This is a genomic window from Variovorax ginsengisoli, assembly GCF_030811835.1.
GTDB lineage: Bacteria > Pseudomonadota > Gammaproteobacteria > Burkholderiales > Burkholderiaceae_C > Variovorax > Variovorax ginsengisoli_C.
Window position 1 is genome coordinate 158,955 of sequence record NZ_JAUSRO010000011.1, and the last position, 26,436, is coordinate 185,390.

Below are 26,436 nucleotides of genomic sequence, written 5' to 3' on the forward strand. Positions count from 1 at the left end.
TCCAGCGCTGGTAGAGGTCGCTTCGGCATCCGCCCATGAGGGCGGCTCCTCGAAGCTGGAGGCTGTCACTTCTTTGCACATGGGCCTGTGCACACCTGCACATGGCCTATCCCGGCTCTGCCGTCCTCCTCGCGTCCCACACGACGCGGCACGACTGCCCTACGCAAGCCGCACGGGTGCCTGACTAGCTTGTCGCCAAGCGCCTACCCATCGTGGAGTGGGCAACGCCACCCGCGACACGTCTTCCATGAGCGACTCCCCGTCATTCGAACCCAACACCCACCCCGCCGGCGGCTGGGGATCGATCAAGGCCGTCGGCACCTACCTGCTGCGCGAAGGTGTGCCGCTGGCCGGCACCCACGCGCTGCTCAAGCAGAACAAGTCCGATGGCTTTGCCTGTGTGAGCTGCGCCTGGGCCAAGCCGGCCCAACCGCACACGGCCGAATTCTGCGAGAACGGCGCCAAGGCCACGGCCTGGGAACTCACGCGCAAGCGGATGCCTGCCGCGTTCTTTGCCGAACACACGCTCACCGAGCTCGAAGGCTGGAGCGACCACGCGCTCGAAGCCGGCGGACGCCTGACGGTGCCGATGCGCTGGGACGCGGCGACCGACCGCTATCTCGAAGTGAGCTGGGACGATGCCTTTGCCGACATCGGCGCCGAACTGCGTGCCTTGCGCGCGCAGGACCCGGCCTCGGTCGTCTTCTATGCCTCGGGCCGCGCCTCGCTGGAGACCAGCTACATGTACCAGTTGCTGGCGCGCCTCTACGGCAACAACAACCTGCCCGACAGCTCGAACATGTGCCACGAAAGCACCTCGGTCGCGCTGCCGCAGACCATCGGCGTGCCGGTGGGCACGGTCACGCTCGACGACTTCGAGCAGGCCGATGCGATCTTCTTCTTTGGCCAGAACCCAGGCGTCAACAGCCCGCGCATGCTGCACCCGCTGCAGAACGCGCGAAAGCGCGGCGTGCCCATCGTCACCTTCAATCCGCTGCGCGAACCCGGTTTGGTGAGCTTCGCCAATCCCCAGTCACCCGTCGAGATGCTCACGCCGGCCGAGACCGCCATCAGCACCCAGTACCTGCAGGTGAAGATCGCTGGCGACATCGCGGCCATCAGCGGCATGTGCAAGGCGCTCATTGCCGCAGACGACGCCGCACAGGCGACGGCCGGCGCTGCGCGGGTGCTCGATGCGGCCTTCATTGCGGAACACACGCGCGGCTTCGACGAATTTGCTGCCGCCATGCGGGCCACGGGGTGGGAGGCGATCGAGCGCGAGTCGGGCCTGGCGCGCAGCGACCTCGAAGCCGCTGCGCGCACTTTCGCGCAGGCCCGCGCGGTCATCTGCGTGTACGGCATGGGGCTGACCCAGCATCGCCAGGGGGTGCAGAACGTGCAGATGGTGTCGAACCTGCTGCTGATGGGGGGCCATATCGGCCGGCCCGGCGCGGGCATCTGCCCGGTGCGCGGCCATTCGAATGTGCAGGGCCAGCGCACCGTCGGCATCACAGAGAAACCCGAACTCGCGCCGCTGGACCAGCTCGCTGCGCTCTACGACTTCGAGCCACCGCGCAAGAAGGGCATGAATACGGTCGAAACCTGCACCGGCGTGCTCGACGGCTCGGTGCGCGGCTTCATCGGGCTGGGCGGCAACTTCGTGCGGGCGGTGCCAGAGACGGAGGCCATCGAAGCCGCCTGGCGCAAGCTGCGCCTGACGGTACAGATCGCGACCAAGCTCAACCGCAGCCACCTCATTCACGGCGAGGTCGCGTACCTGCTGCCCTGCCTGGGCCGCATCGAGATCGACACACAGGCCAGCGGCGAGCAGACGGTGGCCGTCGAAGACTCGACCGGCTTCATGCATGCGTCGAAGGGCGTGGCCGATCCGGCCGCGGCAACGCTGCGCTCCGAGGCCGCCATCATCGCTGGCATGGCGCAGGCCACGCTGCCGCCCAACCCGAAAGTGCCCTGGCACGCATGGGTCGGCGACTATGCAAAGGTGCGCGACGCGATAGAGGCCACTTGGCCCGAGATATTCCGCGACTTCAACGCGCGCTTTCGGCAGCCGGGCGGCTTCCAGCGCCCGATTCCGGCGCGCGAGCGGGTGTGGAAGACGCCATCGGGCAAGGCGCACTTCATCGTGCCGGACGGCCTGGACGAAAACCCCGACACGCCTGCCCACGGATCCGACGTGCTGCGTCTGATGACGATGCGCAGCGACGACCAGTTCAACACCACCATCTACAGCCTGGACGACCGCTTTCGCGGCATCTACGGCACGCGCCAGGTGCTGCTGATGAACACGGCGGACATGGCGCGCCTGGGCTTGGCCGAAGGCGCCATGGTCACCGCCACCACGGCCGTGGACGATGGCCAGCACCGCGCCGTGGCCGGCCTGCGCGTGACGCCGTATGACATCCCGCCAGGCTGCGTCGCGGGCTACTACCCCGAATGCAATCCGCTGATGCCACTGGCACACCACGCGCTCCACAGCCAGGTGCCGGCGGCCAAGTCGATCCCGGTGCGCCTGCACCTCGATTCCATCCCCACAGAAGCCCAACGACCATGACGACATCCACGACACCCGGCCCCATCGTTCCACTGCGCTACGAGCCTGCATTCGAAGTGCCGGAAGAGGACGAGGCCGAAACCACCCAGTCGCTCATCGAGACCCTGACCCGCATCGGCGAAACCGTGCGCAAGGACGAAGGCCATGCCCACCGTGGCGTGCATGCCAAGAGCCATGGCCTGCTGCTGGGCCGGCTCGATGTGCTCCCCGGCCTGCCCGAAATGCTGGCGCAGGGCCTGTTCGCACAGCCGGGCAGCTATCCGGTGGCCATGCGCATCTCGACGGTACCGGGCGACCTGCTGGACGATGCGGTGTCGACGCCGCGCGGCCTGGCGGTGAAGGTTGTGGGTGTGCCCGGCGAGCGCCTGTCCACCAGCGAAGGCGCCGCCACGCAGGACTTCGTGATGGTCAACGGCCCGGTGTTCAGTGCCCCCAATGCGAAGAAATTCCTGCAGACGCTCAAGCTGCTGGCCAGCACCACCGACAAGGCGCCAGGCCTCAAGAAGGTGCTGGCCGCCACACTGCGGGGCGTTGAGTCCCTCATCGAGAAGGTCGGCGGCGAGAGCGCTACGCTCAAGGCCATGGGCGGCCATCCGGAAACCCACGTGCTCGGCGAGACCTATTACTCGCAGGTGCCCATGCGCTATGGCCCCTACATGGCCAAGCTGTCGATCGCGCCCGTGTCGCCCTCGCTCACGGCGCTGATCGACGCGCCGGTCGACCTCGACGGCAAGCCCGACGGCCTGCGCGAAGCGGTGGTCGAGCATTTCCGCGCGCAGGGCGGCACCTGGGAATTGCGCGTGCAGCTGTGCACCGACCTGGAAACGATGCCGATCGAGGATGCCTCGGTGCAGTGGCCTGAAGACCAGAGCCCCTACGTGGCCGTGGCGCGGATCACGGCCGAACCCCAGGTGGCGTGGAGCCCCGCGCGCTCGGCCGCTGTGGATGACGGCATGGCCTTCAGCCCGTGGCACACGCTGGCCGCACACCAGCCTATCGGCTCGATCATGCGGGTGCGCAAGGCCGTGTATGAAGCGTCGGCCCGCTTTCGTTCCCAACACAACGCCACGCGGGTGCAGGAGCCCGAAACGCTGACCTCGCTGCCTGAGTAGGAAAACATCCTGCACGACAAGGGCACGGCCGCTGGCATGCGGGCGCTGGAAAAATCCAGACACTTCTGGCACACATTGAAAGAACCCCGATGCCACACCGCCCCCTCCGCAGTGCGAACCCGTGTTGTTTTCCATCTGGGGCCGGGCTTTCAACCTGTTCCACGGGCGTGGTGGGTGCATGATGCGCGCCGCCTACCCGATTGCACCCCCCACGGCCGCCGATCTGAACTTCGTCTATCACGGCTGGCAGTTCTTCCTCGGGGCGGATCCGACGCCGTCCTCCACCTTCACCTCGCGCGTGCTCTGGCGCTTGCAGGGCACCGAACACATGGCCCTGCCCATACCTTCTGAACCGTTTGCAAGCGAAGCACTCGCGCTCCTGCATGCCGAAAAGCAGGCGGTGCGCTGGGTGCGCGACCACATGGGGTACGGTCAGGCCGAGGTCTGACGCGATCCGCTTCCTCTTTCCGTTGCGCCCTCAGTCGGCGCCTTCGCCTTCGCTCTTGATGCGGAGGGCCGCGTCGTAGAGCCCATTGCGCGAAGCACCGCAGATCTCCGCGGCCAGGCGCACCGCGGTCTTCAGCGGCAGCTCGGGCAGCAGCAGGCGCAGCACACGGTCGGCCTCCGCGCCGTCGTCGGCCGCAACGGCCACCGGATGCAGCACCAGCGCAAATTCGCCCCGCATGCGGTCCTTGCCGGCGGCAAACCATGCCGGCAACGCCTGCGCCTCCACCGTGGCGATCTCCTCGAACTGCTTGGTCAGCTCGCGGCCCACGGTGACGCGCCGGCTGCCCAGCACCGCCAGCGCGCGCGCCAGCACGTCGATGCGGTGCGGTGCCTCCAGCAGCACCACGCTGCGCGGCTCCGCTGCCAACGCCTGTACGGCCGTGTCACGCTCCCCGGCCTTGCTCGGCAGGAAGCCGGCGAACACGAAGGCACTGTGCGCGTCGCCGCCGGCCACCAGGCCGGCCGCGCTGATGAGCGTGATCACGCTGCTGGCGCCCGGCAGCGGCAGCACGCGATGGCCCGCCTCGCGCACGGCGGCGGCCAGCCGCGCGCCCGGGTCGCTCACACCCGGCGTGCCTGCGTCGCTGACGTAGGCGACACGTTCGCCCGCGGCCAGACGGGCGACCACGGCCTGGGCGGCCTCCACCTCGTTGTGCTGGTGCACGGCCAGCAGCTGCGCGCCGGGCCGGTCGATGCCGTAGGCGCGCAGCATGCCTTGGGTGTGGCGCGTGTCCTCACAGGCCACCACGTCGACTTTCTGCAGCACCAGCAGCGCACGCAGCGTGATGTCCGCCAGGTTGCCGATGGGCGTGGCGACCACGTACAGCGTGCCCTGCGGATAATGCTGCGCACCCGCGGCATCTTGCGCGGCCGCCAGGGCGGCGCCGAAGGAGGCGGGAGCAAGTGAACTCAAGGGCGGGTCTCCAGAGAAGAAAGAAATGACGGGCGGATGGCAACAGGAACGACGACAACCACCAAGCAACGCGGTGACGCCGCCGAAGACGCGGCGCTGGCCCATCTGCAGGACGCAGGGCTGCTGCTCGTTGCGCGCAATTATCGAACCCCCGGGCGCGGCGGCGGCGAGATCGACCTGATCATGCGCGATCCGCGCGATGCCACGCTGGTCTTCGTCGAAGTCCGCCAGCGTGCCAGCGGCACGCACGGCGGTGCAGGCGGCAGCATCACGCACGTCAAGCAGCGCCGCATCGTCTTCGCTGCGCGACACTACCTGCTCAAGCTGCGCACCCTGCCACCCTGTCGCTTCGACGTGGTGCTGGTCGAAGACGGCATCGAATGGCTGCAAGGCGCCTTCGACGCCGGATGAGCCCGGAGAAGGCGCCGCCAGCATCGGAACTGTCGCGAGCCGCCACACTCCATCCCCGAGAACCTTTTGTTTCACGACCCACAGTTATCATCGCGCCCCATGCTCGAGCAACGGATTCAGCAGCACTTCATCGACAGCGCCGACCTCAAATACCAGGCCGGCCCTCTTCTGAGCAAACCCATCTCCCAGGCCATGCAGGCCCTGCTGGCCTGTGTGACCAGCGGCGGGAAGATCCTGGCCTGCGGCGCGGGCGTGTCCGGTCTGCTGGCCGCGCAGTTCGCGGCGCACTTCGTCGGGCGCTTCGAGCGTGACCGCCCGGAGCTCGGTGCGATCGCGTTGCCCGGGGACGCCAACGATCCGGCCGCCGACACGCCCGCGGTGGCCGATGCCGACCGCTTCGCACGCCAGGTGCGCGCGCTGGGCCAGGCGGGCGACGTGCTGCTGGTGATCAGCGCCAGCGGCCAGTCGGGCGCGGTGCTGGCCGCCGTGCAGGACGCACACGGCCGCGACATGACGGTGGTGGCGCTGCTCGGCAGCAATGGGGGCCCGGTTGGCCGCGCACTGCGCGAAACCGACGTCCAGGTCTGCGTGCCGCATGAGCGCGCCGCCCGCATCCACGAAGTCCACCTGCTCGCCCTGCACTGCCTCTGCGACGGCGTGGACGCCCAGTTACTTGGTGATCAGGAAGGTTCCCTATGAAAAAGATGACGAAGCAATCGATTCAACGCCTGGCGCTGGCGTTCACCGCCGGCACCGTCCTGGTGGCGGGCCTCACGGCCTGTGTGCCGCTGGTGGTGGGCGGCGCCGCTGCGGGCGCCGGCCTGGTGGCCACCGACCGGCGCACGTCGGGCGCGCAGCTCGACGACCAGGCCATCGAGTTGCGTGGTGGCGCCCGCGTGCGCGAGATCAGCAACGACCAGATGTACGTGAGCATCACCAGCTTCAACCGCCAGGTGCTGCTGACCGGCACGGTGGGCAGCGAGGCCGACCGCCGCCGCGTGGAAGACACGGTGGCGCGCATCGACAACGTGCGCAACGTAGTCAACGAGCTGGCGGTCGGCGAGTCGAGTTCGTTCCAGCAACGCTCGAACGACACCTTCATCACCGGCAAGGTCAAGGCCTCGCTGCTCGACGCGAAGGACATCTTCGCGAATTCCTTCAAGGTCGTGACCGAGCGCGGCGTGGTCTACCTGATGGGCATTGCCACGCGCCGCGAACTCGATCGCGCCACCGACATCACGCGTGGCGTCGCCGGTGTGGAGAAGGTGGTGCGTGTGGTCGATGTGGTGAGCGAAGAAGCCCTGGCCGGCCAGTTGCGCGGCGGCGCCGACGCCACCGCTGGCAGCCAGCCACCCGCATCGGCCGCGCCGGCGCCCAAGTCGAGCTCGAACGTGCCGCTGCCGCCGATGGAACCGCTGCCCGCCAGCGGCGCGACGGCCACGCCGGTTCGTTGACGGACGCGTCCACGCGCTCTCCGGCACCCGCTCTTTTAGGGACACCGCGGAACCGGCTTCGACGGGCCGCCGGTGTCGCCCCGTCGAGGGGGATGCGCCGCAGGCGCTTCGGGGGTATTCCTATTTGAGTCGCGTGATGAGGCTGGAGGTGTCCCACCGGGCGCCGCCGGCCTGCTGCACGTCGGCATAGAACTGGTCGACCAGCGCGGTCACCGGCAGGCGGGCACCGTTGCGCTTGGCCTCGTCGAGCACCAGGCCCAGGTCCTTGCGCATCCAGTCGACGGCAAAGCCGTAGTCGAACTTGCCGCCAATCATGGTCTTGCCGCGGTTCTCCATCTGCCAGCTCTGCGCGGCCCCCTTGCTGATCACGCCCAGCACCGCCTCCATGTCGAGGCCGGCGCGCTGGCCGAAGGCAATCGCCTCGCTCAGGCCCTGCACCAGGCCGGCGATGCAGATCTGGTTGACCATCTTCGCGAGCTGGCCCGCGCCGCTCTCGCCCAGCAGGGTGACTGCGCGCGAGAAGGCCATGGCCACCGGCTTGACCGCCTCGAACGTGGCCGGGTCGCCGCCGCACATGACCGTCAAGGCACCGTTCTGTGCACCCGCCTGGCCGCCGGAAACCGGCGCGTCGATGAACTGCAGGCCGAGCGCCTGCGCGGCCTTCGACAGCTCGCGCGCCACGTCGGCCGAGGCGGTCGTATGGTCAACGAAGACCGCGCCCGGCGCCATGCCGGCCAACGCGCCGTCGTCGCCCAGCACGACCGAGCGCAGGTCGTCGTCGTTGCCCACGCAGCAGAACACCATGTCGGCACCCGCCGCCGCTTCGCGCGGCGTGGCGGCGCTGTGGCCACCGAACTCGGCGGCCCAGGCGGCGGACTTGGCGGCCGTGCGGTTGTAGACCGTCACGCTGTGGCCCGCCTTGGCGAGGTGGCCGGCCATGGGGAAACCCATCACGCCCAGGCCGAGGAAGGCCAGCTTGCGCGGGGGGACGGAGTCGTAGGTTTTGGGGTTGAGGCTGCTCATGGGGCGACAGCTTAAGGCCAATCGCCCGCGCGTTCCTTCAAAGCGGTGGCAAGGGGCGGGACGGCTTGCGCTCACGCCGACGCGGCTTGCCGGCACCGCTGCCACCGCCACCCACGCCGCGTTCCTGCCCGAAGGCGAGCGTGGCCTTGACGCCATCGGTGTCGCCCACTGGCGGCGCGCCGCCCGCGGCGTTCTCCAGCTGCGCAACCATGCGGGCGATGCGGTCGGCCACGCTCTCGTTGCTCAGTTGCTCGCGAAAGCGCTCGACCATCAGCGGAAAGGCGAAGGGCGTCGGGCGGGCGAGCGCCTGCACCACCAGGTCCTGCGTGGCGATGCGCGCGAGGCTCGCACGCAGCCGGCCGATCTCCAGCTCCTGCGCGAGCAGCTCCTGCTCGGCCTGCAGCAGCAGCCGGTTGGCCGGGTCGTACTTGCGAAAGACCTCCCAGAACAGCGACGACGAGGCCTGCAGCTGCTTGTTGCTGCGCTTCTCGCCGGGGTAGCCCTGGAAGATCAACCCCGACACGCGCGCGATCTCGCGGAAGCGCCGCTGCGCCAGTTCGCTGGCGTTGAGGCTTTCGAGCACCTCGTGCAGCAGCGCCGCGTCGGCGTCGTGGTGCGCGATGGCGTCCTGCGCCTGCGCGTCATGCCCGGCGCGCAGCACCTGCGGCAGCAGCACGGGCCAGTCGACCTCGGTGGCGCAGAGCAGCTCGAAGCCGTAGTCGTTGACGGCGATCGAGAAGGTGCGCGGCGCGTGCTGCGCCACGCGCCAGGCGATCAGGTTGGCCAAGCCCAGGTGCACGTGCCGGCCAGCGAAGGGGTACAGGAACAGGTGCCAGCCCTCGCGTGTCTTCAGCACCTCGGCCAGCAGCGTCTGCGGCGTGGGCAGTGCAGACCACTGCTGCTGGATCTCGAGCAGCGGACGCACGCACTGCAGCTCGGGCGTGTCGTACGTTCCCTGGCTCGCGAGCGCGAGCTGCTGCACGACCGCATCGGCGAGTGTGGTCGACAACGGCATGCGCCCGCCGTTCCAGCGCGGCACCGCCGGCCGCTTGCCGCTGGCGCGCCGCACCCACGCCGTCATCTCGCGGATGCGCACCAGCTCGAGCATGCGGCCGCCGAAGAGGAAGCAGTCGCCCGGCTTCATGCGCGCGGCGAAGCTCTCCTCGACGCTGCCGATCTTGGCGCCGCCGACGTATTGCACCGCCATGCTCGCGTCGCTCACGATGGTGCCGATGTTCATGCGGTGCCGGCGCGCCAGCCGCGCATCGGGCACGCGCCAGACGCCGTCTGCATCGGGCACGGCGCGCTGGTAGTCGGGGTAGGCCGCGAGCGACGGACCGCCCTGCCGCACGAACGCCAGGCACCAGTCCCAGCTGTCACGCGAAAGCTTCGCGTACGCCGCCGTGCCGCGCACTTCGTCGTACAGATCGTCCGGCACGAAGCCGCCACCCAGCGCCACCGTCACCAGATGCTGCACCAGCACGTCGAGCGGCTGCTCCGGCGTGCTGCGCGCCTCGATGTGGCCGGCCGCAATGGCGTCGCGCGCCGCGGCGCCCTCCACCATCTCGATGCTGTGCGTCGGCACCAGCGTGATGCGCGACGGCCGCCCCGGCGCATGGCCCGAGCGCCCCGCGCGCTGCAGCAGCCGCGCCACGCCCTTGGGCGAGCCGATCTGCAGCACACGCTCGACCGGCAGGAAGTCGACGCCGAGATCGAGGCTCGACGTGCACACCACGGCGCGCAACTCGCCGCTCTTGAGCCCCGCCTCGACCCATTCGCGCACCGCGCGGTCGAGCGAGCCGTGGTGCAGCGCGATCAGCCCGGCCCACGCCGGCTTCGCTTCGAGGATCGCCTGGTACCAGATCTCCGACTGCGAGCGCGTGTTGGTGAAGACCAGCGTGGTGCTGCTCGACGCGATCTCCTCGACCACCTGCGGCAGCATCGTGAGCCCGAGATGACCGCCCCACGGAAAGCGCTCGGCCCGGCCGGGCAGCAGCGAGTCGATGACGAGTTGTTTAGGCACCTGGCCTTGCACCAAGGTGCCGTCGTCACGGCCGAGCAGCGCACGCATCGCCTCGTCGAGGTTGCCCAACGTGGCTGACATGCCCCACACGCACAGCGCCGGGTTCCAGCGCTTCAGTCGCGCCAGGGCCAGCTGCACCTGCACGCCGCGCTTGTTACCGAGCAGCTCGTGCCACTCGTCGACCACGACCATCTTGACCGTGCCGAGCACGTCGGCCGCGTCGGCCCGCGAGAGCAGCACCGAGAGGCTCTCGGGGGTGGTGACGAGCACAGTGGGCAGCCGCGCGTTCTGCGCGCTGCGCTCGGCCGAGGCGGTGTCGCCACTGCGCGCGCCGGCGGACCAGTCGGGGGCGAGCGCTTCGAGCGGCTGCTGAAGCGCGCGCAGCGTGTCGGACGCGAGCGCCCGCATGGGGGTGATCCAGAGGACGGTGAGCGGCGGTGCGAGCTTCTTCGCCGTGGCCCGTGCAGCCGGCTTCGGTGCGGTCGCAAAGGCCTTGAGCGCGCCGAGCCACACCGCGTAGGTCTTGCCTGCACCGGTGGTCGCATGCAGCATGCCTGAGCGTCCATCACCGATGGCCTTCCACACCTCGCGCTGGAAAGCGAAGGGCTTCCAGCTGCGGCCCGCGAACCATGCAACGAGGTCCGCGTGTTTCATGCCACCGCCGGCAGCAAGGCGGCCAACGTCTCGAGCGTATCCGCCTCCTGCACCGTCTTGTCCTCCCGCCACCGCAACATCCGCGGGAACCGCACCGCGATGCCGCTCTTGTGACGTGAGCTCTTCGCGATGCCTTCGAAGCCGAGTTCGAACACCAGTGTCGGCTTCACGCTGCGCACGGGGCCGAAGCTCTCGATGGTGGTCTTGCGGATGACGGCGTCGACGCGGCCCATTTCGGCGTCGGTGAGGCCCGAGTAGGCCTTGGCGAAGGGCACGAGCTTGCGGTCTGCCCGCTCCGGTGGGCCGTCCCACACGGCGAAGGTGTAGTCGCTGTACAGGCTGGCGCGGCGGCCGTGGCCGCGTTGCGCATAGATGAGCACGGCGTCGATGCTGAGCGGGTCGATCTTCCACTTCCACCAGGTGCCGACGTCCTTGGTGCGGCCGACGCCGTAGTGTGCGTGGCGTTGCTTGAGCATCATCCCTTCGACGCCCATCGCGCGCGCCGCCTCGCGCTGGCGTGACAGGTCGGCCCAGCTCTCGCCGGTGAGCATCGGGCTGGCGATGAGTTGCGGGTGCTGCACCTGGGTGACGAGGTCGTCCATCAGCGCGCGGCGTTCCTGTTGCGGCACGGCGCGCAGGTCGCGGCCCTGCCATTCGAGGAGGTCGTAGCCGAGCAGCACCACCGGGATCTCGCGCAGCAGCTTGGGGCCGAGCGTCTTGCGGCCGATACGGCGCTGCAGTTCGGCGAAGGGCTGCACGCGGCCTTCACCTTCAGGTGAAGTCTCATCCTTTCGCCACACGACGATCTCGCCATCGAGCACCGTGCCGTCGGGCAACGCCTCGCCCATGGTCGCGAGTTCCGGGAAGCGGTCGGTGACCAGTTCCTCGCCGCGCGACCACAGCGACACCGCGCCGCCGCGCTTGACGAGCTGTGCGCGGATGCCGTCCCACTTCCACTCGACGATCCAGTTGGCGGGCGGGCCGAGCAAGGCGTCGAACTGCTCGACCGGCTGATTGAACGGATGCGCGAGGAAGAACGGGTACGGCTGGCCGCTGGTCTTCTGGTTGAGCTCGCTGTCGTTCTCCGCGCCGATGAGCAGGGCGTAGTCGGCCGCGCCGGGCTGCCCACTGATGTGCGTGTAGCCCATCAACCGCTGCGCCACGCGCTTCGGGTCGAGCCCGCCGACCGCCGCGAGCGCCTGCGTCACCTGCAGCCGCGACACGCCGACGCGGAAGCTGCCGGTCATGAGCTTGAAGTAGACCAATCGCTCGTCGGCCGCGAGCTGGCGCCACTGCGAACGCAGCGTGTCGGCGAGCGCTTCGGGTGGTGTCTTGCGCAACGGCAACAGATGCCGCTCGATCCACACGGCCAGACCCAGGTCGTGCGCCTCGGTCGGGGGCGGCAACAACAGGGAGATCGTTTCGGCGAGGTCGCCGACGGCTTCGTAGCTCTCGTCGAACAGCCACTCGGGCAGGCCGGCCGCCTCCTGCGCGAGCAGGCGCAGCAGCTTGGTGGGCACCAGTTGGCGCGGCTTGCCACCGGCGAGGAAGTAGACGGCCCAAGCGGCGTCCTCGTGGGCGGCGGCCTGCAGGTAGCGCTGCAGCGCCGCCTGCTTGGCAAGGCTCGATGTGGTGGCATCGAGTTCGCGGTAGAGGGCAGCGAAAGCTTTCATGGCGCGGCGTCGGGAGCCGCTTTCGCATCGGCCGGCGCAGGCTTGGCGTCGCCCTGGTCCGCCACGTCTTCGTCGCCGTACTCGGTCTTGAAACCCTGCGCCTCCAGCCCGTTCTCGGTGAGCCAGCGCACCAGCACCGCGACGCTGCCGTGCGTGACGAACACGCGCTCGGCACCGGTGCCGGCGATGGCCTTCTGCAGACCGGGCCAGTCGGCGTGGTCGCTCATGACGAAGCCACGGTCGACGCCGCGCCGGCGACGCGTGCCGCGCAACTGCATCCAGCCGCTCGCGAAGGCGTCGACGTATTGGCCGAAGCGTCGCATCCACGGCGTGCCCTGCGCCGAGGGCGGGGCCAGCACCAGTGCGCGCTTGAGCATTTGCGGATTTACTTCCGGATCGCTCACGCGCAAGGTCGGCGGCAGCGCCACACCCGCGGCGCGGTACACCGCGTTCAGCGGCTCGACCGCGCCGTGCACCACGATCGGCCCGATGCTCGGGTCGACGCCGTGGAGGATGCGCTGCGCCTTGCCGAAGGCGTAGCAGAACAACACCGACGCGCGCCCTTCGTCCGCATTGCGGCGCCACCAGTCGTTGATGTCGGCAAACAGCACCGCCTGCGTCGGCCAGCGGTAGATGGGCAGGCCGAAGGTCGATTCGGTGATGAAGGTGTCGCAGGGCACCGGCTCGAAGGGCGGGCAGGTGCCATCGGGCTCGGTCTTGTAGTCGCCCGAGGCGACCCACACTCGCCCGCCGTGTTCGAGCCGCACCTGCGCTGACCCCAGCACGTGGCCGGCCGGATGCAGCGACACGCGCACACCGTGGTGGACAATCGATTCGCCATAGGGCAGCGTCTGCAGGTGGATGCCCGCACCGAGCCGGGTGCGCAGCGTGCCTTCGCTGTCGGTCTGCGCCAGGTAGTGTGCGTGCCCGATACGTGCATGGTCGGAATGCGCGTGCGTGATGACGGCACGCTCGACCGGTCGCCACGGGTCGATGTAGAAGTCCCCGGGCGGGCAGTACAGCCCCTCCGGCCGCGCGATGACCAGATCGTCGGGGCGCGACGAGGGCACGGCGGAAGACACGGGCAGGGGCGACGAAGAAACATCCATGGCCGATCGATCGTAGGGCCGCAGCGTACCGCAGCGCGGAACCCGGCGGCGCAATCGCCTGTGGGCAGCAGCCTACGCAGGGGCCGATATGCCACTCAGTCGCCGTGTTGATCGACCGATTCGCCCGACCGAATCACCCCGACAATCGAGCGTGCCGTCCGGCTGCCTCCCCTCGACACACGATGAGCCCTGTACGACCTCGCTGGTCGCAACCGTTCAATACGCTGAAGCTGCAGATCACCCTGGGCGGCATCGCTGCGCTCGTGCTCGGCATCAGCCTGGTGTCGGCGCTGACCGTGCGCCGCGCGGAAACCGACACCTTGCGCGCCGAACGCCTGCGCGAACTCACGGCGTCGGTGCGCACCGCTGCACTGGTGTCGCGCCGCGTGGTGGCCCTGCAGCGTGCATTGCAGGTGACGGCGCTGGAGATGACGCCCGACACACTGATCGACGAAAAGACGCTGGGCCGCTTCCTGGTCACCAAGTCGGTGTTGCTCAACATGTTCGACAACATCTTCGTGCTCGAGCTGGACGGCCAGCTCAAACTGGCAGCCACCGAACGCGGCCTGATTCGTCCCGATGTGAACGTGGGCGACCGCGCGTACTTCCAACGGACGGTGGCCGAGTCGCGCCCCCTCGTGTCGCCGCCGCTGCCCAGCCGCTTCTCGGGCGAACCGGTGCTGGCCTTCACGCATCCGGTGCGTGGGCCGCACGGCGTGATTGCCGTGCTCGGCGGCACGCTGCGCCTGAACAGCCGCGATGTGCTCGAAGGCCTGGTCGACAACCAGGAAGAGGAAAGCAGGTCGCTGGTGGCCGTGACCGACCCCACCGGACGGCTGCTGGCGCATCCCGACGCCAAACTGCTGACCCATTCGATCGCCGACGACGCACGGCTGAGCCAGGCCTTTTCCGCATGGCAGGCCAGCGGCAGCCCGATCGAACCCATGGGCGTAGGCCTCGAACAGCGCGGGCAGCTGGTGTCGGCCGCCGGCGTGGCAGGCCCCGACTGGGTGGTGTGGCGTGCGCGGCCCGAGGCCGAGCTGCTGGCGCCCTTGCGCCAGGCGCGGCGCGAAGCGCTGACCGTGACGGCAGGGCTGATCGTCGTGCTCTCCGGCGTCATGCTGCTGGTGCTGTGGCGGTTGCTGCGGCCCCTGACGCAGTTGGCCAGGCGCGCAAGGCACATGTTCGATGGCACCCTCGCACCACAGGACGGCTGGCCCGTGGCCGGCGGTGAGATCGGCAGCTTGAGCGACGTGCTGCGCACGGTGAGCGTGGAGCGCACGCAGCTCGAGCGCGCCAACAATGCGGCGCTGCGGCGCCTCAATTCGGTGATGAGCGCCGCACCCGTGGGCATCGCCGTGCTGCGCGATGGCTGCTTCGAGACGGTCAGCCCGGAATTTTGCCGCTTGCTGGGGCATCCAGAGGCCGAGCTGATCGGCGCGCCCGTCGAATCGGTGCTGGCCGACCCGCCCGAGGACGCAGCGCAGGTGACCCGGCCCTGGGAAGCCGGTCATGCGCACCTTCCCTTCGCCGCCGAATGGCGCATGCGTCGGCGGGACGGGACGACGTTCTGGGCCGATGTCCGCAGCAGGCTGGTGGACAGCGACGACGTCACGCAGGGCGAGATCTGGACGCTCAGTGACATCGACAACCAGCGCCAGGCGCGCACGCAGCTCGAATGGTCGGCCATGCACGACCTGCTGACGGGCCTGGAGAACCGCGCGGCCTTTGAACAGCATGCGCGCGCGCTGGTCGACACGCTGCCCCACTCGTTGCCCGCTGCGATGGTGTTCATCGACCTCGACCGCTTCAAGCCGGTCAACGACACCGCAGGCCATGCCATGGGCGACCGGATGCTGCGCGTGGTGGCCGAAGCGATTGCAGCGCAGGTGCGCGCCGACGACCACGTCGCACGTCTGGGTGGCGACGAGTTCGCGCTGCTGCTGCGACGCTGCCAGCAGGATGCGGCCGAGCGCATTGCGCAGGATGTCTGCCGGGCCGTGCAGGCCATCGCGCTGCCATGGGAAGGCGGCGTATTGGGCGTGGGCGCGAGCGTCGGCGTGGCCCCGTTGCGGTCCGACACGCCGTCTGTGGAAGCCTGGACCCGGGCCGCCGACGCCGCTTGCTATGCCGCCAAGGCCGCGGGCCGAGGAACGGTGCGGTTGGCCCCGCAGGGCTGAGGCGTGCGCCCCAGAGCCGGCGTCCGGATTACCAGGCCGTCCACTTGTCGCCGCTGGCGGCCGATGCGACCGTGCGCGCGATGAAGCGAACGCCGCGCGCGCCGTCCTCGACGCGGGGATAGTCTGCCTGGCAGGGATCGGCAGGAATGCCCTGTGCATGTGCACGGATGTCCGCCACCACACCGGCATAGACGTTGGCGAAGGCTTCGATGAAGCCCTCGGGATGGCCGGCGGGCAAGCGGCTCGCACGCTGCGCCGCCGGATGCAGCCAGGGCGAGCCGCGCGTCAGGACGCGCTGGGGCCCATCGGCAGGCCAATGCTTGAGGCGGCTGGGCTGCTCCTGCCGCCATTCGATGCTGCCGAGCGTGCCCGACACGCGCAGGCGCAGGTCGTTCTCGACACCGGTGTTGATCTGCGAGGCCACCAGCACGCCGCGCGCGCCGTGGCTCAGGCGCAGCAGCAGGCTGCCGTCGTCGTCGAGCGCACGTCCGGGCACCAGCGCGCCCAGATCGGCGCACAGGTGTTCGACCTGCAGGCCCGTGACGGTTGCCAGCAGATTCTCGGCATGCGAGCCGATGTCGCCGATGGCGCCGGCCGCACCGCTCCTGGCGGGGTCGGTGCGCCAGCCAGCCTGCTTGTTGCCGCCGCCCTCGAGCGCCGTCGCGAGCCAACCCTGGTTGTATTCGACGACCACCTTGCGGATCTCGCCCAGCTCGCCCGCACGCACCATCGCGCGTGCCTGGCGGACCATCGGGTAACCGGTGTAGTTGTAGGTCACGCCGAACACCGTGCCCTGGCGCGCCACGGCCGCCACCAGCGCGTCGGCCTGTGCGCATGTGTGCACCAGTGGCTTGTCGCACACCACATGAAAGCCGGCGTCGACAAAGGCCTGCGCCACCGGAAAGTGCACGTGGTTGGGCGTGACGATGGAGACGAAATCGATGCGTTCGTGCGCCGGGCGCTTGATCTCGTCGGCCAGCAGCGCCTGCCAGTCGCCATGGTTGCGGTCGTCGGCCAGGAACAGGTCGCGCCCCGAGGCGCGCGCCTTCTGCGCGCTCGACGACAGCGCGCCGGCCACCAGCTCGCACTGGCCGTCGAGCGCGATGGCGTGGCGGTGCACGGCGCCAATGAAGGCGTCGCGGCCGCCACCGACCATGGCGTAGCGCAGCTTGCGCGGGGGCGTTGCGTTCATGTGGGTCTTCCGGGGAACACCGCGGAACCGGCTTTGCCGGGCCGCGGGTGTTGCCCCCTGCAAGGGGGTTGGCGAAGCGACACGAAGTGCGCGAAGACTGGGGGTGGGCCTAGAAAGGCGAGTTGGGGAAGTAGAAGTCCTTGGCGTTGTCCTTGGTGATCAGCACCGACGGGATGATCGTCGTAGCCGGCAGCTTCTCGCCCTTCAGGCGCGCTTCGGCGGTGAGCTTGATCGCGTCGTAGATGAACTTGGGCGAATAGCTCACGTCGGCGCCGATGCGCTTGTCCTTGCCGTCCATGATGGTCTTGACCATGCCCTTGGCGCCAGCGCCGCCGAACACGATCTTGATGTCATCGCGCTTGGCTTGCTCGATGGCCTTGAGCACGCCCACGGCCATGTCGTCGTCGGCGGCCCAGATGGCATCGATCTGCTTGAAGCGCGTGAGGTAATCCTGCGTCACCTTGAAGGCATCGTCGCGGTTCCAGTTGGCGTACTTGGCATCGAGCAGCTTCACGTCGGGGTTGGCCTTGAGCACCGCGTTGAACGCGTCCATGCGCTCGTTGTCCAGCGTGGTGGCAATGCCGCGCAGCGCGACCACGTTGCCCTTGCCGCCCAGCGTCTTGACGATGTATTCGGCCGGGATGCGGCCGAAGGCGGTGTTGTCGCCCGCGACGTAGGCATCCTGCGCGCTGGTGTCGGTCAGGCCGCGGTCGACCACGGTGACGTAGGCGCCCTTGGCCTTGACCTGTGCCACCGGCTTGGTCAGCGCGGCCGATTCGAAGGGGAAGATCACCAGCGCATTGATCTTGGTGACGGTCGTGAAGTCCTGCAGCTGGTTGGCCTGCTCGGGCGCGCCGCTGGCGGTCTTGATCGTGATCTTCAGGTCCTTGTGTTCTTTCTCGAGGTCCTTCTTCGCCTGGTTGGCCCAGTAGTTGATGCCGCCCATGAAGCTGTGCGTGGCGGCCGGGATCGACACGCCGAGGTTGACCTTCTCGGCGGCGAGTGCGGGCAGGCTGGCGAGGGAAGCGGCTGCGATGGCCGTGAGCGCGATGCGACGGGTGAAGCGTGTCATGAGAGATGTCTCCTTGTGATGAATGGAACGGGAACGGAAAACTGGACGGTCTGTTCGCGGAACACCGCGGAACCTGCTTTGCCGGGCCGCCGGTGTTGCCCCCGGTAGGGGGTTGGCGCAGCGACACGAAGTGCGCGAAGACTGGGGGCGAGCCATCACCTGCGGCCGCGCTGCAGGAACGCGACGATGATGATGACGAAGCCCTGTACCGCCGCATTCAGGTACACGCTGATGATGCTGGTGAGGTTCAGGATGTTGCTGATGACCGACAGCAGGATCGCGCCGATCACCGTGCCGGTGATGCTGCCCGCACCGCCCTTGAGCGCGGTGCCGCCGACGATCACCGCCGCGATGGCCTCCAGCTCCCAGAGCAGCCCGGTGGTCGGCGATGCCGAGCCGAGGCGCGGCACGTAGAGCAGCGTCGCGATGCCGACGCACACCCCCAGCAGCACGTAGGTGAGGATCTTCACGCGATCGACGTCGACGGCCGCGTAGCGTGCCACCTGTTCATTCGAGCCGATGGCCTGAACGTAGCGCCCGTAGGCGGTGCGGTTGAGGATCACGCCACCGACTACCGCGACGATGAAGAACACCCACACCGGTACCGGGATGCCCAAGAGGCTCGCGTAGTACACCGGCGCATACAGGTCCGACAGGTCGTTGTCGAGCGTGAGCGCGCCGCCGTCGGCGAAGTACGTGAGGTACGCGCGGAAGATCCCCAGCGTACCCAGCGTCACGATGAACGGCTCGATGCGGCCCTTGGTGATGAGCAACCCATGCGCCAACCCGAACATCGCGCCGAGCACCACGGCGAGCGCCGCGCCGGCCATCACGGCCAACAGCGGCGAGCCAAGCGCAGGCCCGGCCCAGTTGATGAACATGATCACGCTGCCGGCGATGAGGGCGGCCATCGAGCCCACCGACAGGTCGATGCCGCCCGAGATGATCACGAAGCACATGCCCACCGCGATGATGCCGATGAAGGCGGTGCGGGTGAGCACGTTCATCGCGTTGTCGACGGTGGCGAAATCGCTGTTGAGTGCGGTGCCGGCGATGCACAGCAGCACCAGGCCGAGGACGGGGCCGATGCCGCGCAGGCGTTCGGTCCAGCGGGGCTGGGCTTCGCCGCGGTGGGTGGCTTCAGGCGTGGACATGCGGGTCTCCGGTCTCGGGTGCAGTGGAAGGGGCGCCGGCCGTGCCGGTGGCATGGGCGATCAGCGCTTCCTCGCTCAGGTGGCGGGCGTCCAGCGTGGCCACCAGCCGGCCCGCGCGCATCACCGCGACGCGGTGGCACAGGCCGATGAGTTCCATGAGCTCGGACGAGACGACGATCACGGCCAGCCCGTCGCGGGCCAGTCGCTGGATCAGGAAATAGATGTCGCGCTTGGCGCCGACGTCGACGCCGCGCGTGGGTTCGTCGAGCACGACCACCTTGGGCCGCGGCTGCAGCACCTTGGCCAGCGCCAGCTTCTGCTGGTTGCCGCCCGACAACGACGAGGCCCTGACGTCGAGCGAGCCGGTGCGAATGCCGTAGTCCTTGACCGCTTCTGCCAGTGCCGCACGCTCGGCTGCCGGTTGGAGCCAGGGCTTGGCATAGCGCTCGAGCGCCATCAGCGTGAGGTTCTGGCGCAGGCCGAAGTCCACGTGCAGGCCCTTGCCCTTGCGGTCTTCGCTCAGGTAGGTCAGGCCATGCCGGGCCGCATCGCGTGGATGACGCAACTGCACCGGCTGGCCGAGCATCTCGACCTCGCCACTGCCCGGCCGCAGGCCCATCAGGCCTTCGAAGAGTTCCGTGCGGCCCGCACCGACCAGACCGGCAAAGCCCAAAATCTCGCCCGGACGCACCTCGAAGCTTGCCTCCTGCGCCCAGCCGGGCACGGTGAAGCGGCGCACCTGCATCGCGGGCGCCCCGCCTGCGGCCACGTCGTCGCGCACGGGGTACAGGTCGGCCAGTTCGCGGCCGACCATCAGGTTGGCCATCTGCTGGCGCGTCACGTCGGCGGTGAGCGCGCGCGTCACGAAGCGGCCGTCGCGCATCACGATCACGTCGTCGGTCACGCGCTCAACCTCGTCGAGCTTGTGCGAGATGTAGACGACGGTCACGCCCTCCGAGCGCAGCTGCGCGATCAGCCTGAAAAGGCGCTCGGTCTCGCCCGGCGTGAGCGTGGCCGTCGGTTCGTCCATGATCAGCAGCCGGGCCCGGCGTGCAACCGCCTTGGCGATTTCCACCAGCTGCTTCTCGGCCACGATGAGCCGGCGCACCTTGGTGCGCGGATCGATCTGCAAGCCGACCTGCGCCAGCGCCGCGGCGGCGTCGCGTTCCATGGTGGCATCATCGAGAAGCCAACCCTTTTTCTTCTCGTGGCCGAGGAAGATGTTCTGCGCCACGCTCAGGTCTTCGGCGAGATTGAATTCCTGGTGGATCAGCACGATGCCATGCGCTTGCGCGTCGCGCGAATTCGCAAACTGTTGCGCCACGCCGTTGATGCGCAAGCCACCCGCCGTGGGTTGCTCGTAGCCCGCAAGGATCTTCATCAACGTGGACTTGCCGGCGCCGTTCTCCCCCAGCAGGCCGTAGACCCGGCCGGGCGCCAGCGAGAAGCTCACGTCGTGCAGCACCTGCACCGAACCGAAGGCCTTCACGATGCCGTCGAACTCGACCGCCACGCCCGCACCGCGGGCGAGCAACGCTTCCGTTTCCATGGGGGACTCCTGGCGCATGGGCCGGCCTTGTTGCGTCGGGCTCATGGCGCCACCCCGCGCACCTTGAGCGTTTCCTGCATCGCCAGCACGCCTGCGCCGATCAGGCCAGCCTGCGCACCGAGCGGCGTGTACTGGATCTCCAGGTGGCGCGTCGACAGGGCCAGCGAGCGCTGATAGACGCTCTGGCGCACCGCCGCAAGGAACAGCGGCCCAATGTGCGTGACGCCGCCGCCGATGAAGACGTGCGACGGATTGAAGAAGTTCACCACCGACGCCAGCATCTGCCCGAGCAGACTGCCAGCGCGCTGGATGATGGCATTGGCCGCGGCGTCGCCCGCGCGGCCGGCATGGCCCACATCAATCGCGTCGATGCGGCCCTTGTCGCGCAGGCACTCGGCCAGCATCGCGCTTTCACCGGCTTCCACAGCCTGCACCGCCATGCGCGTGATCGCCGGGCCGGCGGCCATGACCTCGACACAGCCCAGGTTGCCGCAATGGCAGCGTGGGCCTTCCTGGTCGACGCAGATGTGGCCCACGTCGCCGGCCGAACCTGCCGCGCCGCGGTACACCTCGCCGTGGCAGACGATGCCGCAGCCGATGCCCGTACCGACCTTGATGACCAGGAAGTTGGAGAGCGAACGCTTCAGGCGCCAAAGCTCGCCGAGCGCCATGAGGTTGACGTCGTTGTCGACGAAGACGGGCGCTGCGTAGTCCTCGCGCAGGCAGTCGCGGATTGAAAAACCGTCCCAGGCCGGCATGAGCGGCGGATTGACCAGTTGACCGATGCCGAAGTTGACGGGCCCAGGTACGCCGATGCCGATGCCCATTACCTGGTCGGCCCCAAGGCCCTGGCGGCCCAGCAGTTCACGCAGCAGGCAGCGCACCCGCGCCAGCACCACGCCGGGCCCCTGACGGACGTCGGCTGGTTCGGCGTGCTGAACGAGGGGGGTGAGGTCCGGCCGCAACAACGCCAGGTCCAGGCTGGTCGCGCCGATGTCGACGCCCACGAGCACGCCAAGGGTGCCGTTGATCTGCAGATTCTCGGCGCGGCGCCCCCCCGATGAAGCCTGCAGGCCAGCCTCTGCCAACAGGCCCTGGTCAAGCAGGCCGGCGATCATCGCGTTGGCCTTGCTGCGCGAGTAGCCCAGCTGTTCGGCCATGCCATGACGCGAACCGCCGGCCGACCAGAACGTCGTCTCCAGCAGGCGCATCTCATCGGCAGTGAGGCCACTCCAGCGTTGCAAGCTCGTCTCCAGCATTCTTGTGTTGCGCTCCCCTCTTGCGTGGAAGCTGCCGAATACTAGTGGGGCATCTTCTGCCGGACAAGGCTTAACTTCGGCCAAATTAATACCGAAGTCGATCGAATGTATGTGTGATGCTTTCCAAAGCGACAAAGCCGCCCGAGGGCGGCTTTGTGGAGGCAGAACGCACAACGACGTGCATTCCGCAAGGCGTTGCGAAGCGCTGCTTACTTCTTCTGGCGGTATTTGCGCAGCGCGGCGATCTGCGCAGCCATCACGGCCAGCTCCGACTGCGCCATGGCGATGTCGATGTCGCTCTTCGCGTTCTTCAACGCTTCTTCGGCAGCGGCCTTGGCCTGGTTTGCCTTTTCGTCATCGAGGTCCTTGCCGCGGATCGCGGTGTCGGACAGCACGGTGACGGTGTTCGGCTGCACTTCGAGGATGCCACCGGCCACGAAGACGAACTCCTCGCCGCCATCGGCCATCTCGATGCGCACGGCACCGGGACGAATGCGCGTGATCAGCGGTGTGTGGCGCGGATAGATGCCGAGCTCGCCGGCTTCACCGGGCAGCGCGACGAAGCGTGCTTCGCCCGAGAAGATCGACTCTTCCGCGCTGACGACGTCGACGTGAATGGTGTTTGCCATGTGCGTTCCTCAGCCGCCTCAGGCGACCTTCTTCGCCTTTTCAAAGGCCTCGTCGATGGTGCCGACCATGTAGAACGACTGTTCCGGCAGGTGATCGCACTCGCCGTTCACGATCATCTTGAAACCACGGATGGTTTCGGTCAGCGGCACGTACTTGCCCGGCGAACCCGTGAACACTTCGGCCACGTGGAACGGCTGCGACAGGAAACGCTGGATCTTGCGCGCGCGGGCCACGGCCAGCTTGTCGTCGGGAGCCAGTTCGTCCATGCCCAGAATGGCGATGATGTCGCGCAGTTCCTTGTAGCGCTGCAGCGTGCCTTGCACGGCGCGAGCCACGTTGTAGTGCTCTTCACCCACCACGGCCGGCGACAGCTGGCGCGAGGTCGAGTCCAGCGGGTCCACGGCCGGGTAGATGCCCAGGGACGCGATTTCACGCGACAGCGCAACGGTCGAGTCCAGGTGGGCGAAGGTGGTGGCAGGCGACGGATCGGTGTAATCGTCGGCAGGCACGTAGACGGCCTGGATCGAGGTGATGGAACCGACCTTGGTCGACGTGATCCGCTCTTGCAGGCGACCCATTTCCTCGGCCAACGTCGGTTGGTAGCCCACGGCGGAAGGCATGCGGCCCAGCAGTGCCGACACTTCGGTACCGGCCAGCGTGTAGCGGTAGATGTTGTCCACGAAGAACAGCACGTCCTTGCCTTCGTCGCGGAACGACTCGGCGATGGTCAGGCCGGTCAGCGCGACGCGCAGACGGTTGCCCGGGGGCTCGTTCATCTGGCCGTAGACCATGGCCACTTTCGAGTCCTCGAGGTTCTCGAGGTTCACCACGCCGGAGTCGGCCATCTCGTGATAGAAGTCGTTGCCTTCGCGGGTACGTTCACCCACACCAGCGAACACCGACACGCCCGAGTGAGCCTTGGCGATGTTGTTGATGAGTTCCATCATGTTCACGGTCTTGCCCACGCCGGCACCGCCGAACAGGCCCACCTTGCCGCCCTTGGCGAACGGGCACACCAGGTCGATCACCTTGATGCCGGTTTCCAGCAGCTCCTGCGACGGCGAGAGGTCGTCGTACGCGGGGGCCTTGCGGTGGATCGAGGCCGTCAGTTCCTGGCTGACCGGGCCGCGTTCGTCGATGGGCGAGCCCAGCACGTCCATGATGCGGCCGAGCGTGGCCTTGCCCACGGGCACGGTGATCGGCGCGTGGGTGTTGGTGACCATCAGGCCGCGGCGCAGGCCGTCCGACGAACCGAGCGCAATGGTACGCACCACGCCGTCGCCGAGTTGCTGTTGCACTTCGAGCGTGAGGGTGCTGCCTTCCAACTTCAAGGCGTCATAGATCTTGGGCATCTGGCTGCGCGGGAATTCCACGTCGACCACGGCACCGATACATTGAACGATCTTGCCTTGCACTGCATTTGCTTGAGCCATCATCTGCTCCGATAAAAATTTGAATCTGTTGACGTCGAAAGACGCTTAGACGCCGGCGGCCGCAGCAGCGCCCGACACGATTTCCGACAGCTCTTTCGTGATGCCGGCCTGACGGGTCTTGTTGTAGATCAGCTTGAGTTCGCCAATCACGTTGCCTGCGTTGTCGGTGGCAGCCTTCATGGCCACCATGCGGGCCGACTGTTCCGACGCCATGTTCTCGGCCACGGCCTGGTACACCAGCGACTCCACGTAACGCACCAGCAGCTCGTCGATCACGGTCGGCGCATCGGGCTCGTAGATGTAGTCCCAGGCGTGCTGACCCTTTTCGGCCTTCAACGTTTCGGGGGCGAGCGGCAGAAGCTGCTCGATCACCGATTCCTGGCGCATCGTGTTGATGAACTTCGTGTAGCAGATGTACACGGCGTCCAGCTTGCCTTCGGCGTAAGCGTCGAGCAGAACCTTGACCGGGCCGATCAGCTTGTCGAGGTGTGGCGTGTCGCCCATCTGGGTGACATGCGATACCACGCGTGCACCGACGCGGTTCAGGAAGCCGAGGCCCTTGTTGCCGATGGCCACCGCCTCAACCGCCACGCCTGCGGCCTGCTGCTCACGCAGCTTGGCCGTCAACGCGCGCAGCACGTTGGTGTTCATGCCGCCGCACAGACCCTTGTCGGTCGTCACGAGGATGAAGCCCGACGCCTTGGCGTCGTTGTTCTTCATGAACGCGTGCGTGTACTCCGGGTTCGCCTGGCCGAGATTGGCCGCGACGGTGCGGATCTTCTCGCTGTAGGGGCGTGCGGCACGCATGCGCTCCTGCGCCTTGCGCATCTTCGATGCGGCCACCATTTCCATGGCCTTGGTGATCTTCTTGGTGTTCTCCACCGATTTGATCTTGCCGCGGATTTCCTTGCCAGCTGCCATTGGGACTCCTTGCGTTGCCGATCAGGCGAACGACTTCTTGAACGTCGTGATTGCGGCGGTCAGTTCAGCTTCGGCTTCCTTGTCCAGCGCCTTGGCCTTCTCGATCTTGTCGAGCAGCGCCACGTGACTGGTCTTGAGGAATTGATGCAGGCCGTGTTCGAAGGCGAGCACCTTCTTGACGTCCAGATCGTCCATGAAGCCCTTGTTCACCGCGAACAGCGTGGCACCCATCAGCGAGATGGGCAGCGGGCTGTATTGCGCCTGCTTGAGCAGTTCGGTCACGCGGGCACCGCGGTCGAGCTGCTTACGGGTGGCTTCGTCCAGGTCGGAAGCGAACTGCGCGAACGCAGCCAGTTCACGGTACTGGGCCAAGTCGGTACGGATACCGCCCGACAGGCCCTTGATGATCTTCGTCTGGGCAGCCGAACCCACGCGCGACACCGAGATGCCGGCGTTGATGGCGGGACGGATGCCGGCGTTGAACAGCGAGGTTTCCAGGAAGATCTGGCCGTCGGTGATCGAGATCACGTTGGTCGGCACGAACGCGGACACGTCACCGGCTTGCGTTTCGATGATCGGCAGCGCCGTCAGCGAACCGGTCTTGCCCTTGACTTCACCCTTGGTGAAGGCTTCGACGTAGTCGGCATTCACGCGGGCTGCGCGTTCGAGCAGGCGGCTGTGGAGATAGAACACGTCGCCGGGATAGGCTTCACGGCCTGGTGGGCGGCGCAGCAGCAGCGACACCTGACGGTAGGCCACAGCCTGCTTGGACAGGTCGTCGTACACGATCAGGGCGTCTTCGCCGCGGTCGCGGAAGTACTCGCCCATCGTGCAGCCCGAGTAGGCCGACACGTACTGCATCGCAGCCGATTCCGATGCGGAAGCAGCGACCACGATCGTGTAGTCCATGGCACCGGCTTGTTCCAGTGCGCGCACCACGTTCTTGATCGACGATGCCTTCTGGCCGATCGCGACGTAGACGCAGGTCACGCCCTGACCCTTCTGGTTGATGATCGCGTCGATCGCCACGGCCGTCTTGCCGGTCTGGCGGTCGCCGATGATCAGCTCGCGCTGGCCGCGGCCGATCGGCACCATGGAGTCGATCGACTTCAGGCCGGTCTGCAGTGGCTGGTCGACGGACTTCCGTGCGATCACGCCCGGAGCGACCTTTTCGATCACGTCGGTCATCTTGGCGTTGATCGGGCCCTTGCCGTCGATCGGCTGGCCCAGCGCGTTCACCACGCGACCGATGAGCTCGGGGCCCACCGGCACTTCCAGGATGCGGCCCGTGCACTTGACGGTGTCGCCTTCGGAGATGTGTTCGTACTCGCCCAGGATCACGGCGCCGACCGAGTCACGCTCGAGGTTCAGTGCCAGGCCGAAGGTCGGCGTACCGTCTGCGGTGGGCGTGAACTCGAGCATTTCGCCCTGCATCGCGTCCGACAGGCCGTGCACGCGCACGATGCCGTCGGTCACCGACACCACGGTGCCCTGGTTGCGAATGTCTGCACTGACGCCAAGACCTTCGATGCGGCTCTTGATCAGTTCGGAAATTTCTGCGGGATTGAGTTGCATGACTCTTTCCTTCTTTCAAT

Annotated in this window: 21 protein-coding genes; 7 read left to right on the forward strand and 14 right to left on the reverse strand. The window is 67.8% G+C overall.

Annotation, left to right across the window (positions count from 1 at the left end; genetic code table 11):
* Positions 1 to 247 precede the first annotated feature (247 nt).
* From J2W36_RS17720 to J2W36_RS17730, 3 genes are all read left to right on the forward strand, one after another.
* Positions 248 to 2,572, forward strand: a complete 2,325-nt coding sequence (locus tag J2W36_RS17720) for an FdhF/YdeP family oxidoreductase (RefSeq protein ID WP_307691067.1) — start codon at positions 248 to 250, stop codon at positions 2,570 to 2,572.
* Positions 2,569 to 3,684, forward strand: coding sequence for a catalase family protein (locus J2W36_RS17725; RefSeq protein ID WP_307691068.1), 1,116 nt, complete (start codon positions 2,569 to 2,571; stop codon positions 3,682 to 3,684). The genes J2W36_RS17720 and J2W36_RS17725 overlap by 4 nt, the downstream gene beginning before the upstream one ends.
* Positions 3,685 to 3,862: 178 nt before the next feature.
* Positions 3,863 to 4,132, forward strand: a complete 270-nt coding sequence (locus J2W36_RS17730) for a hypothetical protein (RefSeq protein WP_307691069.1) — start codon at positions 3,863 to 3,865, stop codon at positions 4,130 to 4,132.
* Between the two features lie 30 nt (positions 4,133 to 4,162).
* Here the strand turns inward: J2W36_RS17730 and rsmI are convergent, their stop codons facing one another.
* Complete coding sequence (gene rsmI, locus J2W36_RS17735; protein WP_307691070.1) at positions 4,163 to 5,104, reverse strand: 16S rRNA (cytidine(1402)-2'-O)-methyltransferase; 942 nt, start codon at positions 5,102 to 5,104, stop codon at positions 4,163 to 4,165.
* Between the two features lie 36 nt (positions 5,105 to 5,140).
* On the opposite strand from rsmI, the gene J2W36_RS17740 reads away from it, so the two are divergent.
* The 3 genes from J2W36_RS17740 to J2W36_RS17750 all read left to right on the forward strand — a co-directional run bounded on the left by J2W36_RS17740 (position 5,141) and on the right by J2W36_RS17750 (position 6,969).
* Entirely contained in the window at positions 5,141 to 5,515 is a 375-nt protein-coding gene (locus J2W36_RS17740; RefSeq protein WP_307691071.1) for a YraN family protein, read from the forward strand.
* Between the two features lie 99 nt (positions 5,516 to 5,614).
* Positions 5,615 to 6,214, forward strand: coding sequence for an SIS domain-containing protein (locus tag J2W36_RS17745; RefSeq protein ID WP_307691072.1), 600 nt, complete (start codon positions 5,615 to 5,617; stop codon positions 6,212 to 6,214).
* Positions 6,215 to 6,219: 5 nt separating this feature from the next.
* Entirely contained in the window at positions 6,220 to 6,969 is a 750-nt protein-coding gene (locus J2W36_RS17750) for a BON domain-containing protein (protein WP_307691131.1), read from the forward strand.
* Between the two features lie 120 nt (positions 6,970 to 7,089).
* On the opposite strand, the gene J2W36_RS17755 is transcribed toward J2W36_RS17750, so the two are convergent.
* The 4 genes from J2W36_RS17755 to J2W36_RS17770 are packed head-to-tail and all read right to left on the reverse strand — an operon-like array spanning position 7,090 to position 13,451.
* Positions 7,090 to 7,992, reverse strand: coding sequence for an NAD(P)-dependent oxidoreductase (locus J2W36_RS17755; RefSeq protein WP_307691073.1), 903 nt, complete (start codon positions 7,990 to 7,992; stop codon positions 7,090 to 7,092).
* 37 nt (positions 7,993 to 8,029) lie between these two features.
* Entirely contained in the window at positions 8,030 to 10,669 is a 2,640-nt protein-coding gene (locus J2W36_RS17760) for a ligase-associated DNA damage response DEXH box helicase (protein ID WP_307691074.1), read from the reverse strand.
* Positions 10,666 to 12,342 (reverse strand): ATP-dependent DNA ligase, encoded by a 1,677-nt coding sequence (locus J2W36_RS17765; protein ID WP_307691075.1) that lies wholly within the window; start codon positions 12,340 to 12,342, stop codon positions 10,666 to 10,668. The genes J2W36_RS17760 and J2W36_RS17765 overlap by 4 nt, the downstream gene beginning before the upstream one ends.
* Positions 12,339 to 13,451 carry a ligase-associated DNA damage response exonuclease gene (locus J2W36_RS17770; RefSeq protein ID WP_307691076.1) on the reverse strand — a complete coding sequence of 371 codons (1,113 nt, stop codon included), beginning with the start codon at positions 13,449 to 13,451 and terminating at the stop codon, positions 12,339 to 12,341. Before J2W36_RS17770 ends, J2W36_RS17765 begins: the two co-directional genes overlap by 4 nt.
* 182 nt (positions 13,452 to 13,633) lie before the next feature.
* Here J2W36_RS17770 and J2W36_RS17775 point away from each other — a divergent pair, with 182 nt between their 5' ends.
* Complete coding sequence (locus J2W36_RS17775; protein WP_307691077.1) at positions 13,634 to 15,631, forward strand: sensor domain-containing diguanylate cyclase; 1,998 nt, start codon at positions 13,634 to 13,636, stop codon at positions 15,629 to 15,631.
* Positions 15,632 to 15,659: 28 nt separating this feature from the next.
* On the opposite strand, the gene J2W36_RS17780 is transcribed toward J2W36_RS17775, so the two are convergent.
* The 9 genes from J2W36_RS17780 to atpA all read right to left on the reverse strand — a co-directional run bounded on the left by J2W36_RS17780 (position 15,660) and on the right by atpA (position 26,416).
* Positions 15,660 to 16,823: a Gfo/Idh/MocA family protein gene (locus tag J2W36_RS17780; protein ID WP_307691078.1), complete on the reverse strand. Its 1,164-nt coding sequence runs from the start codon at positions 16,821 to 16,823 to the stop codon at positions 15,660 to 15,662.
* 109 nt (positions 16,824 to 16,932) lie between these two features.
* The gene (locus tag J2W36_RS17785; RefSeq protein WP_307691079.1) at positions 16,933 to 17,895 is read right to left on the reverse strand and encodes a substrate-binding domain-containing protein; all 963 of its coding nucleotides are present in this window, start codon (positions 17,893 to 17,895) and stop codon (positions 16,933 to 16,935) included.
* A gap of 155 nt (positions 17,896 to 18,050) precedes the next feature.
* Entirely contained in the window at positions 18,051 to 19,049 is a 999-nt protein-coding gene (locus J2W36_RS17790; RefSeq protein WP_307691080.1) for an ABC transporter permease, read from the reverse strand.
* Positions 19,036 to 20,598 carry a sugar ABC transporter ATP-binding protein gene (locus J2W36_RS17795; RefSeq protein ID WP_307691081.1) on the reverse strand — a complete coding sequence of 521 codons (1,563 nt, stop codon included), beginning with the start codon at positions 20,596 to 20,598 and terminating at the stop codon, positions 19,036 to 19,038. The genes J2W36_RS17790 and J2W36_RS17795 overlap by 14 nt, the downstream gene beginning before the upstream one ends.
* 41 nt (positions 20,599 to 20,639) lie before the next feature.
* Positions 20,640 to 21,809, reverse strand: coding sequence for an ROK family protein (locus J2W36_RS17800; RefSeq protein ID WP_307691132.1), 1,170 nt, complete (start codon positions 21,807 to 21,809; stop codon positions 20,640 to 20,642).
* Positions 21,810 to 22,066: 257 nt separating this feature from the next.
* Entirely contained in the window at positions 22,067 to 22,486 is a 420-nt protein-coding gene (locus J2W36_RS17805) for a F0F1 ATP synthase subunit epsilon (RefSeq protein ID WP_307691082.1), read from the reverse strand.
* 18 nt (positions 22,487 to 22,504) lie between these two features.
* Positions 22,505 to 23,920, reverse strand: coding sequence for a F0F1 ATP synthase subunit beta (gene atpD / locus J2W36_RS17810; RefSeq protein ID WP_307691083.1), 1,416 nt, complete (start codon positions 23,918 to 23,920; stop codon positions 22,505 to 22,507).
* A 45-nt stretch (positions 23,921 to 23,965) separates the two neighbouring features.
* The gene (gene atpG, locus J2W36_RS17815) at positions 23,966 to 24,841 is read right to left on the reverse strand and encodes a F0F1 ATP synthase subunit gamma (RefSeq protein WP_307691084.1); all 876 of its coding nucleotides are present in this window, start codon (positions 24,839 to 24,841) and stop codon (positions 23,966 to 23,968) included.
* Between the two features lie 21 nt (positions 24,842 to 24,862).
* A complete protein-coding gene (gene atpA / locus J2W36_RS17820; protein ID WP_307691085.1) occupies positions 24,863 to 26,416 on the reverse strand; it encodes a F0F1 ATP synthase subunit alpha in 1,554 nt (517 codons plus the stop codon).
* Positions 26,417 to 26,436: the final 20 nt, after the last annotated feature.

What these genes read in the sequence shown, in the direction of transcription:
- J2W36_RS17720 (WP_307691067.1), top strand. Translation starts at nt 248, where the DNA reads ATGAGCGACTCCCCGTCATTCGAACCCAACACCCACCCCGCCGGCGGC.
- J2W36_RS17725 (WP_307691068.1), top strand. Translation starts at nt 2,569, where the DNA reads ATGACGACATCCACGACACCCGGCCCCATCGTTCCACTGCGCTACGAG.
- J2W36_RS17730 (WP_307691069.1), top strand. Translation starts at nt 3,863, where the DNA reads ATGATGCGCGCCGCCTACCCGATTGCACCCCCCACGGCCGCCGATCTG.
- J2W36_RS17740 (WP_307691071.1), top strand. Translation starts at nt 5,141, where the DNA reads ATGGCAACAGGAACGACGACAACCACCAAGCAACGCGGTGACGCCGCC.
- J2W36_RS17745 (WP_307691072.1), top strand. Translation starts at nt 5,615, where the DNA reads ATGCTCGAGCAACGGATTCAGCAGCACTTCATCGACAGCGCCGACCTC.
- J2W36_RS17750 (WP_307691131.1), top strand. Translation starts at nt 6,220, where the DNA reads ATGACGAAGCAATCGATTCAACGCCTGGCGCTGGCGTTCACCGCCGGC.
- J2W36_RS17755 (WP_307691073.1), bottom strand. Translation starts at nt 7,992, where the DNA reads ATGAGCAGCCTCAACCCCAAAACCTACGACTCCGTCCCCCCGCGCAAG.
- J2W36_RS17760 (WP_307691074.1), bottom strand. Translation starts at nt 10,669, where the DNA reads ATGAAACACGCGGACCTCGTTGCATGGTTCGCGGGCCGCAGCTGGAAG.
- J2W36_RS17765 (WP_307691075.1), bottom strand. Translation starts at nt 12,342, where the DNA reads ATGAAAGCTTTCGCTGCCCTCTACCGCGAACTCGATGCCACCACATCG.
- J2W36_RS17770 (WP_307691076.1), bottom strand. Translation starts at nt 13,451, where the DNA reads ATGGATGTTTCTTCGTCGCCCCTGCCCGTGTCTTCCGCCGTGCCCTCG.
- J2W36_RS17775 (WP_307691077.1), top strand. Translation starts at nt 13,634, where the DNA reads ATGAGCCCTGTACGACCTCGCTGGTCGCAACCGTTCAATACGCTGAAG.
- J2W36_RS17780 (WP_307691078.1), bottom strand. Translation starts at nt 16,823, where the DNA reads ATGAACGCAACGCCCCCGCGCAAGCTGCGCTACGCCATGGTCGGTGGC.
- J2W36_RS17785 (WP_307691079.1), bottom strand. Translation starts at nt 17,895, where the DNA reads ATGACACGCTTCACCCGTCGCATCGCGCTCACGGCCATCGCAGCCGCT.
- J2W36_RS17790 (WP_307691080.1), bottom strand. Translation starts at nt 19,049, where the DNA reads ATGTCCACGCCTGAAGCCACCCACCGCGGCGAAGCCCAGCCCCGCTGG.
- J2W36_RS17795 (WP_307691081.1), bottom strand. Translation starts at nt 20,598, where the DNA reads ATGGAAACGGAAGCGTTGCTCGCCCGCGGTGCGGGCGTGGCGGTCGAG.
- J2W36_RS17800 (WP_307691132.1), bottom strand. Translation starts at nt 21,809, where the DNA reads ATGCGCCTGCTGGAGACGACGTTCTGGTCGGCCGGCGGTTCGCGTCAT.
- J2W36_RS17805 (WP_307691082.1), bottom strand. Translation starts at nt 22,486, where the DNA reads ATGGCAAACACCATTCACGTCGACGTCGTCAGCGCGGAAGAGTCGATC.
- atpD (WP_307691083.1), bottom strand. Translation starts at nt 23,920, where the DNA reads ATGGCTCAAGCAAATGCAGTGCAAGGCAAGATCGTTCAATGTATCGGT.
- atpG (WP_307691084.1), bottom strand. Translation starts at nt 24,841, where the DNA reads ATGGCAGCTGGCAAGGAAATCCGCGGCAAGATCAAATCGGTGGAGAAC.
- atpA (WP_307691085.1), bottom strand. Translation starts at nt 26,416, where the DNA reads ATGCAACTCAATCCCGCAGAAATTTCCGAACTGATCAAGAGCCGCATC.